The 8,317-nt window shown below is 73.0% G+C and carries 8 protein-coding genes and 1 pseudogene; 3 read left to right on the forward strand and 6 right to left on the reverse strand.

Annotated elements, in window-relative coordinates; genetic code table 11:
• Positions 1-904: pseudogene (locus K6I33_RS27360) on the forward strand (hypothetical protein); the annotation flags it as partial.
• A gap of 16 nt (positions 905-920) precedes the next feature.
• Here K6I33_RS27360 and K6I33_RS27365 read toward each other — a convergent pair.
• Entirely contained in the window at positions 921-1,520 is a 600-nt protein-coding gene (locus tag K6I33_RS27365) for a TetR family transcriptional regulator (RefSeq protein ID WP_229357205.1), read from the reverse strand.
• Between the two features lie 116 nt (positions 1,521-1,636).
• Here K6I33_RS27365 and K6I33_RS27370 point away from each other — a divergent pair, with 116 nt between their 5' ends.
• Complete coding sequence (locus K6I33_RS27370; protein WP_229357206.1) at positions 1,637-2,878, forward strand: MFS transporter; 1,242 nt, start codon at positions 1,637-1,639, stop codon at positions 2,876-2,878.
• A 194-nt stretch (positions 2,879-3,072) separates the two neighbouring features.
• A complete protein-coding gene (locus K6I33_RS27375; protein WP_229357207.1) occupies positions 3,073-4,725 on the forward strand; it encodes a long-chain fatty acid--CoA ligase in 1,653 nt (550 codons plus the stop codon).
• Positions 4,726-4,793: 68 nt separating this feature from the next.
• Here the strand turns inward: K6I33_RS27375 and K6I33_RS27380 are convergent, their stop codons facing one another.
• The 5 genes from K6I33_RS27380 to K6I33_RS27400 all read right to left on the reverse strand — a co-directional run.
• Positions 4,794-5,336 (reverse strand): SigE family RNA polymerase sigma factor, encoded by a 543-nt coding sequence (locus tag K6I33_RS27380; RefSeq protein WP_229357208.1) that lies wholly within the window; start codon positions 5,334-5,336, stop codon positions 4,794-4,796.
• A 207-nt stretch (positions 5,337-5,543) separates the two neighbouring features.
• A complete protein-coding gene (locus K6I33_RS27385) occupies positions 5,544-6,368 on the reverse strand; it encodes a DUF1906 domain-containing protein (RefSeq protein WP_229357209.1) in 825 nt (274 codons plus the stop codon).
• A gap of 54 nt (positions 6,369-6,422) precedes the next feature.
• A complete protein-coding gene (locus K6I33_RS27390; protein ID WP_229357210.1) occupies positions 6,423-7,565 on the reverse strand; it encodes a lipid-transfer protein in 1,143 nt (380 codons plus the stop codon).
• A complete protein-coding gene (locus K6I33_RS27395) occupies positions 7,562-7,984 on the reverse strand; it encodes a MaoC/PaaZ C-terminal domain-containing protein (protein ID WP_229357211.1) in 423 nt (140 codons plus the stop codon). The genes K6I33_RS27390 and K6I33_RS27395 overlap by 4 nt, the downstream gene beginning before the upstream one ends.
• Positions 7,981-8,317: Zn-ribbon domain-containing OB-fold protein (locus tag K6I33_RS27400; protein ID WP_229357212.1), on the reverse strand; the 337-nt coding region annotated here is incomplete at its 5' end. The genes K6I33_RS27400 and K6I33_RS27395, both read right to left, overlap by 4 nt.

The raw sequence follows: 8,317 nt of genomic DNA on the forward strand, positions 1-8,317 counted from the left end.
CGACTGCGGGCGGGCGGCCCCCAAGGGCGCCGCCCGCCCGCAGTCGCTCGGGCTGCCGGAGGGCCGCGCGTTCGCCATAGGGGCGCCGGACGACGGCGCCGAGGGTCCCGAGCCGCTCGACGGCCCCAATGGCGCGGTCGAGGTCGTCGAGGCCGTACGGCCGCCGATGGACGACGAGCTGCCGCCGGAGCCGCTGGACAATCCGCGCCGGCTGCTGGTGTGGCCCGCCCCGGACGAGTCCACGGAGGCGGCGCTGACCGAGCGCGGCTACCGCCCGGTGATCGTGCACTCGCGCGAGGAGGTGGACGCGCAGATAAGCGCGTACCCGGCAGCGCTGTTCGTCGACCCGCTGACCGGCCCGATCACCCGTACCGCGCTCCAGTCGCTGCGCGAGGCGGCGGTCGCGGCCGAGGTGCCGGTGCTGGTGACGGCGGGGCTGGGACACGCGACGCGGGAGGCCGCCTACGGGGCCGACCCCGCCGTGCTGCTCAAGGCGCTCGCGCCGCGCGACAGCGAGATGCACCCGCCCCGGGTGCTGCTGATCGAGGAGCACGAGCCCATCGCCAACGCGCTGACCGCGACGCTGGAGCGGCGCGGTATGCACGTGGTGTGCGGGGCGACGGACTCGGAGGCGGTGACACTCGCCGCGCAGACCCGGCCCAACCTGGTCGTGATGGACCTGATGCAGGTGCGGCGCCGCCGCGCCGGCATCGTCGACTGGCTGCGCGGCAACGGCGCGCTCAACCGCACGCCGCTGGTCGTCTACACCTCCGCGGACATCGACCCGGCCCAGTTGCCGCGCCTCGCCTCGGGCGAGACGGTCCTCTTCCTCGCCGAGCGCTCGACGAGCGCGGAGGTGCAGGGCCGGATCGTGGATCTGCTGGCGAAGATCGGGACGAACTAGCCGACGGGCGCGGCGACTAGCCGACGGGCGGGGCCTCCCGGCCGATGAGGCGGCGCGCGGCCGTGCGGACGGACGCGCGCAGCCGCTCCCGGTCCTCGTCCGTGTCACCGATCAGGATCCGCCGCATCTGCGGCTGCACGGTCGGCCACGAGACGAGGGCGATCAGCATGAAGAACAGGTCCTGCGCGGGGATCGTCGCGTCGATCTCGCCCCTGGCCTGGGCCTCCACGAAGGCGGCGGCCTTGCGGTGGTAGTGGTCGGCGCGCTCCTCCTCGTGCGGGATGCCGCCGGTGCCGTACTCCAGCCCTTCCCAGAAGACCAGCCTGACCAGCTCGGGGTGGGCGGCGTGGTACTCCATCTGACGGTCGATCCAGCCGTCGAGATCCTCGGTGTCGACGGGGTTGGCGGCGGCGAGTTCGATCAGCCGCCGCTCCAGCACCTGGGAGAAGAGCTCGGCCTTGTTGCCGAAGTAGGCGTAGATCAGCTGCTTGTTCGCCCGCGCCTCGCGGGCGATGCGGTCGATGCGGGCACCGGCGATGCCGTACGCGGCGAACTCGGCGGTGGCCGCCTCGAAGATACGGGCCTTGGTGGCCTCGGGATCCCTGACTCCTGCCATGGGGAACAGAGTAACCAACTATTTGGTTGACAGCCTTCGGAGGCGCTTGAGACAGTGCCTCCTACCGCGCCAACCAACCAGTTGGTTACCAGCAGCCCGGGGGAGCAACCGCACCGATGACCGTCACCCAGTCGCAGTCACCCACCACCGGCACACCGCCCCACATAGATCAGCCCGCCGGACGTGCCACGCCCGGCGGCGGCCCGCTGCTCGCCGTCATCGCGCTCTGCACGGCGGTCACCGCCGCGAACATCTACCTCGCCGCCCCGCTCCTCGGCCTCATCGCCCGGGACTTCGGCGCCTCCCCCTCCGGGGCCGGCTGGATCGCCTCCATAGCCCAGCTCGGCTACGCGATCGGCCTGCTGCTCTTCGCCCCGCTCGGCGACACGGCCGACCGGCGCCGGCTCGTCGGCGTCCTGGCGGCCGTGGCCGGTGTCGCGCTGGTCGCCGCCGGGCTGGCCCCGGGGCTGCCGGCGCTGGCCGCGGCCGTCCTGGTGGCCTGCGCCGCCACGGTCGTACCGCAGCTGCTCGTCCCGCTCGTCGCCGAGCGCGCGCCCGCCGAGCGGCGCGCGCGGCACGTGGCGGCCGTCGTGGCCGGGCTGTTCACCGGCATCGTCGCGGCGCGGGTGCTCGGCGGGCTCGCGGCGCAGGCGTTCGGCTGGCGCGCGGTGTTCTTCGGCGCGGCGGCGCTGACCGTCCTCGTCGGCCTGCTGACCGCCGCCCTGCTCCCGGCCGAGACCCGGCCGCGCAAGGCCGCCAACCCCTTCAAGGCGATCGCCGGACTGCCGGGCCTCTTCGCCTCCTCCGCCGGGCTGCGGGCCGCGTGCCTGCGCCAGGCGGGCCTGTTCGGCGCGTGGAGCGCGCTGTGGACCACGCTGACGCTGCTGCTGACCGACGCGGACGGCCCGTACGGGCTCTCCCTGGGCGCGGCCGGGATGTTCGGCCTCTTCGGGCTCGTCTCCACCGTCGTCGGCCCGGCCTCCGGCACGCTGGTCGACCGTTTCGGCGCCCCGCGCGTCGTCACGGCCGCCTACGCGCTCACCGCCGCCTCCGTCCCGCTCTTCCTGCTCGGCGGGCACGCCCTGTGGGCGCTGTGCGCGGGCGCGGTCCTCATCCACGCGGGCCTCATGGCGGGCCAGGTCGCCAACCAGACCCGCGCGCTGTCCGCGACGGACAAGCCGGCCGCCGCCAACACCACATACGTCGTCGCCGCCTTCATCGGCGGCGCCTCCGCCTCCGCCCTCGCGGGCCCGGCCCACGACCACTGGGGCTGGCCGGGCGTCTGCGCCATCGCGGCCGCGTGGGTCGCGGCGGGCTGGCTAGGCGGCCTGCTGGTAGCGCGGGAGCGCCGAGGGTAGGGACGCGCCGGATGACAGCGGAAACCTCGTTCATGGCGGCGCGCCGACCGGGATCGCCGCTGTGGAACGTCGGGTTCACGCCCCATGTGGCGGACTCGTTTCCTCCGGGTAGTGACTTACCGGCGGATACGCCAGCAGAATCGCCGGGAACGACCCTCGCGTAACGACGCGCGCGCAGAATGGGGAGGCTCCCGGTGCAGAGCACGATGCAGGACGTACCGCTGACCGTCACACGGATCCTGGCCCACGGGGCGCGGATCCACGGCAGCGCACGCGTCACGACGTGGACGGGAGAAGGCGAGCCCGAGCGGCGGACCTTCGCCGAGATCGGGACCCGTGCCACCCAACTCGCCCACGCGCTGCGCGCGCTCGGCGTCGCCGAGGGCGAGCCCGTCGGGACGCTGATGTGGAACAACGGCGACCACGTCGAGGCGTACCTCGCGATCCCCTCCATGGGCGCCGTGCTCCACACCCTGAACCTGCGGCTGCCTCCCGAGCAGCTCGCCTGGATCGTGCGGCACGCCGCCGACCGCGTCGTGATCGTCAACGGCTCCCTGCTGCCGCTGCTCGCGCCCCTCCTCCCGTACCTCGACAGCGTCGAGCACGTGATCGTCTCCGGCCCCGGCGACCTCTCCGCGCTGGAGGGCGCGAAGCCCCGCGTCCACCTCTACGAGGAGCTGATCGCCGGGCACCCCGGCGACCACTACCCCTGGCCCGGGATCGACGAGCGCCAGGCCGCCGCCCTCTGCTACACCTCCGGCACCACCGGCGAGCCCAAGGGCGTGGTGTACAGCCACCGTTCGGTCTACCTCCACGCCATGGAGGTCAACGCCGCGGCCTCCTTCGGGCTGACCCCGGCCGAGACCTGTCTCCCCGTGGTGCCCATGTTCCACGTCAACGCCTGGGGCCTGCCGCACGCCGCGTTCATGGCCGGCACCTCGCTGCTGATGCCCGACCGCTTCCTCCAGCCCGCGCCGCTCGCCGAGATGATCGAGAAGGAGCGCCCGACCGTGTCGGCCGGCGTCCCGACGATCTGGCAGGGCCTGCTGGGCGAACTCGACGCGCGCCCCCGCGACGTGTCCTCCCTGCGCACCGTGATCAGCGGCGGCAGCGCCTGCCCGCCCGCGCTGATGAAGGCGTTCGAGGAGCGCCACGGCCTGACGCTCATCCAGGCGTGGGGCATGACCGAGACGTCCCCGCTGGGCTCCGTCGCCTTCCCGCCCGCCGGGGTGAGCGCTGAGGAGGCGTGGCCGTACCGCGTCACCCAGGGGCGGATGCCCGCGTCGGTCGAGGCGCGGCTGATCGGCCCCGACGGGCGGGAGCTGCCGTGGGACGGCGAGTCGGCCGGTGAGCTGGAGGTGCGCGGCCCGTGGATCGCGGGCGCGTACCACGGGGGCGCGGACGGCGAACCGTACCGCCCCGAGGACAAGTTCAGCCCCGACGGCTGGCTGCGCACGGGCGACGTCGGCACGATCAGCCCGGACGGCTTCCTCAACCTCACCGACCGGGCCAAGGACGTGATCAAGTCCGGTGGCGAGTGGATCTCCTCGGTCGAGCTGGAGAACCACCTGATGGCCCACCCGGAGATCGCGGAGGCGGCCGTCGTGGCCGTCCCCGACGAGAAGTGGGGCGAGCGTCCGCTGGCCGCCGTCGTCCTGCGGGACGGCGCGGCCGTCGACTACGAGGGGCTGCGCGCCTTCCTCGGCGAGCGCGTCGCCCGCTGGCAGCTGCCCGAGCGCTGGGCGCTGCTCCAGTCGGTGCCGAAGACGTCGGTGGGGAAGTTCGACAAGAAGGTGCTGCGCAAGCAGTACGCGGACGGCGAGCTGATCGTCACGACGCTCGGCTGACCCCGGGGCTCAGGGCCTGGGGCTCGTGGGCCTGGGGCTCGGGGCCTGGAGCTCGGGGCCTGGAGCCGTCATGCCGCGTACGACAGCTCCGGGTCCTCCCGCAGCTTCCCGAGCGCGCGGGAGACCGCGCTCTTGACCGTGCCGACGGACACCCCGAGGAGCTCGGCGGTCTGGACCTCGGTCATGTCCTCGTAATACCTGAGGACGACCATGGCCCGCTGGCGGTCGGGGAGCCGGTGCACCGCGCGCCACATCGCGTCGCGCAGGGCCTGCTGCTCGGCGGGGTCGGCGACGGGCGCCGCATCGCGCTCGGGGAGCTCCTCGCAGGGGAACTCGTCGACCTTGCGCTTGCGCCACTGGGAGGTGCGGGTGTTCACCAGCGCCCGCCGGACGTAGCCGTCGAGGGCCCGGTGGTCCTCGATGCGGTCCCAGGCCAGATAGGTCTTGGTGAGTGCCGTCTGCAGCAGATCCTCGGCGTCGCACGGGTTCGAGGTGAGCGAGCGGGCGGTGCGCTGGAGTACCTGCCCGCGGGCCCGTACGTACGAAGAGAACGACGGGTACACGGCGGCGGTGGAAGCGCTGGTGCACACAGACGTCGAGGTCACTGTCATGCCCTCAACGCTAGGAGCGGGGGCACCACCGGCGGATCGGCCGGAGGTGCCGAAGCCCGCTCCCCCTCAGGTCGTATTCGTGGGGTTGTCCCCACCTCCTGGAGGGGGAGAGGCGGAATGCCTTCGTCGATCTCCGGGGGACCCCCGGCCGATCGCCGGAGGGCCCTTGGCCGATCGCCGGAGGACCGTCGGCCGATCGCCGGAGGATCAGCGGATGATCGCCACGGGGGCGTCGATGGCGTTGCGGTCGATGGTCATTTTCCGGCCACCGTGCGTCTCCGTGACATTACCGGCGTACTGGTGGATCCGCCGGTGCGGCTGCCAGGAGCCCGACGACAGCACGCGCTCGTTGTCCGTCGAGGCCGGCACCTTCCAGCGGGCGAACCACACCACCTCCGGCAGGTCGCCCAGCCCGTCCCGCCGGGCCAGCTCCATGTGGCGCACCCCGGACTCGGCGCTGCTGTAGAAGCCGGGGAGGTAGCCGTGGCGGGAGACCGTGCCGCTCCAGGAGCGGATGAAGTCGAGGGTGGTGCCGCCGCACTCCTCGTCGCCGTAGTCGTACGCCTCCATGTCCAGGTAGAGCGGGCTGCCGGCCGCGATGCCCAGGTCATCGGCGCTGCGCACGGCGTCGAGCCCCTCCTCCTCGCCCTGGTCCCAGGGGTAGTAGCCGATGGGGTTGCCCCGCTTGGAGGCCGCGCGCACACAGGGTGACTGCGAGCCCACGTAGACGGGCAGCACCCGCCAGCCCAGGTCACGGGCGCCGGTGAGCCAGCGGTGGCTGAGGTAGCGCTGGTGCGGGCAGGCGCGGCCGCGACCGGCGTAGTAGACGCCGACGGCCCCGTACGAGGTCGCCGCCCCCCACGCGCTGAGGGTGGGCAGCGAGGGTGCCTGGCAGCTGTCGAAGCCCCGGCCCCGGTAGACGGAGGGCCGTTCGCCCGGGGCGGCCGTGACCGGCACGGCCTGGGCGGCCACCTGGGCCAGCGCCGCCATCAGGGCGACGAGATATCCGATGATCTTTCTCGGTCGTGGCATAACCGCGAGTCAAGGGGCCCGGACGCGACGCCCCCGCACTGACACGCCCTCGGTTCATCCGGATGCCGCAAGAATGAGCCCCGACGTGGGAACACCGCTTCCGGCGGTGACGAGCACCCGTCCGGCCCCCGGCACCTGGTTCGCGGACGTGCCGCGCACCTGGCGCACGGCCTCGGCGATCCCGTTCATCCCGTGCAGATAGGCCTCGCCCAACTGCCCTCCGTGGGTGTTGACCGGCAACGCTCCGGAGGCGACGAGTCCGCCCCCTTCGCCCGGCCCGCAGAAGCCGAACTCCTCCAGCTGCATGAGGACGTAGGGCGTGAAGTGGTCGTAGAGAACGGCCACGTCGATGTCCGCCGGGCACAGCCCGCTGTCCCGCCACAGCCGGCGCGCCACGACGCCCGTCTCCGGCAGCCCGCCGAGATCGCCCTCGTAGAAGCCCGTCATCTGCTCCTGGCCACGCGCCGCGCCCTGCGCGGCGGCGGCGATGACGACGGGCGGGCGCCGGAGCGTCCGGGCCCGCTCCAGGGAGGTCACGACGAGCGCCTGGCCGCCGTCGGTCTCCTGGCAGCAGTCCAGCAGCCGCAGCGGCTCGGCGATCCAGCGCGAGGCGGCGTGCTCGGCGAGCGTGAGGGGACGGCCGTGGAAGTACGCGGCGGGGTTGCGGGCCGCGTACCGCCGGCCGGTGACGGCGACATGGCCGAAAACCTCCGGTATCAGGCCGTACATATGGAGATAACGACGGGCGTGCATCGCCGCCCAGGAGGCGGGCGTGATCAGCCCGAAGGGCATGCCCCAGCCCAGCGCCACACCCTCGGCGGACGGCTCCCGCCGCCGCACTCCGGCGCCGAAGCGCCGCCCGGAGCGCTCGTTGAAGGCGCGGTAGCAGACGACGGCGTCGGCGACCCCCGCCGTCACCGCGAGGGCCGCCTGCTGGACGGTGGCGCAGGCCGCGCCGCCGCCGTAGTGGACGCGGGAGAAGAAGGCCAGCTCACCGATGCCGGTGGCCCGGGCGACCGCGATCTCGGGGCTGGTGTCCATGGTGAAGGTGACCATGCCGTCGACGTCGCCGGGCGCGAGGCCCGCGTCCGCGAGGGCGGCCCGTACGGCCTCGGCGGCCAGGGCGAGTTCACTGCGGCCGGAGTCCTTGGTGAAGGCGGTGGCGCCGATGCCGGCGATCGCGGCGACGGCCGTCATGCGCCGGCCTCCTCGGACGCTACGGAAGTGATGTTCACAACCACCGTGCCGGTGACGTGACGGCCGAGACTGTTGGTGCCGGTGATGGCGACTTCGACAACACGTTCGCCTTCACTTGCTTCACTTACGGAAGTGATCGATCCGGCCATATGGAGGGTGTCCTCGGGGTAGTTGGGCACCCCGAGCCGGATGGACAGCTTCCGGAGCCGGGCGCCGGGGCCGAGCCGCTCGGCGAGGAAGCGGCTGACGAGGCCCTGGGTGGTGAGGATGTTCATGAAGATGTCCGGCGCGCCCTTGGCCCGGGCCGCCTCGGGGTCATGGTGCACATCCGTGAAGTCCCTGGTGGCGAGGGCCCCGGCGATGATCAGGGTGCGGGTGACGGGGATGCCGAGGACGGGGAGTTCGTCGCCGGGCTTCACAGGCCCTCCTCGTAGGCCCGGAAGACGGGCAGCTCCTGACCACCGGACCGCACGAACTCCAGCGCCACCGGCATCCCGACCCGGATCCGCCCCGGTGCGACGCCCACCACATTGCTGATCATCCGTACGCCTTCGGCGAGTTCGACCAGGCCGACGGCGTAGGGCGGGTCGAAGCCCGCCACGGGTGGGTGATGCATGACGACGTACGAGAAGACGACCCCCTCCCCCGATGCCTCGATCGCTTCCCACAGCGGGGATCCACACTCGCCACACCCCGGCAGCCAGGGAAAACGCTGTCTTCCGCAGGCTGTGCAGCGCTGGATCAGCAGCCGG

The organism is Streptomyces sp. UNOB3_S3 (assembly GCF_020740895.1).
In the GTDB taxonomy this organism is placed as follows: Bacteria; Actinomycetota; Actinomycetes; order Streptomycetales; family Streptomycetaceae; genus Streptomyces.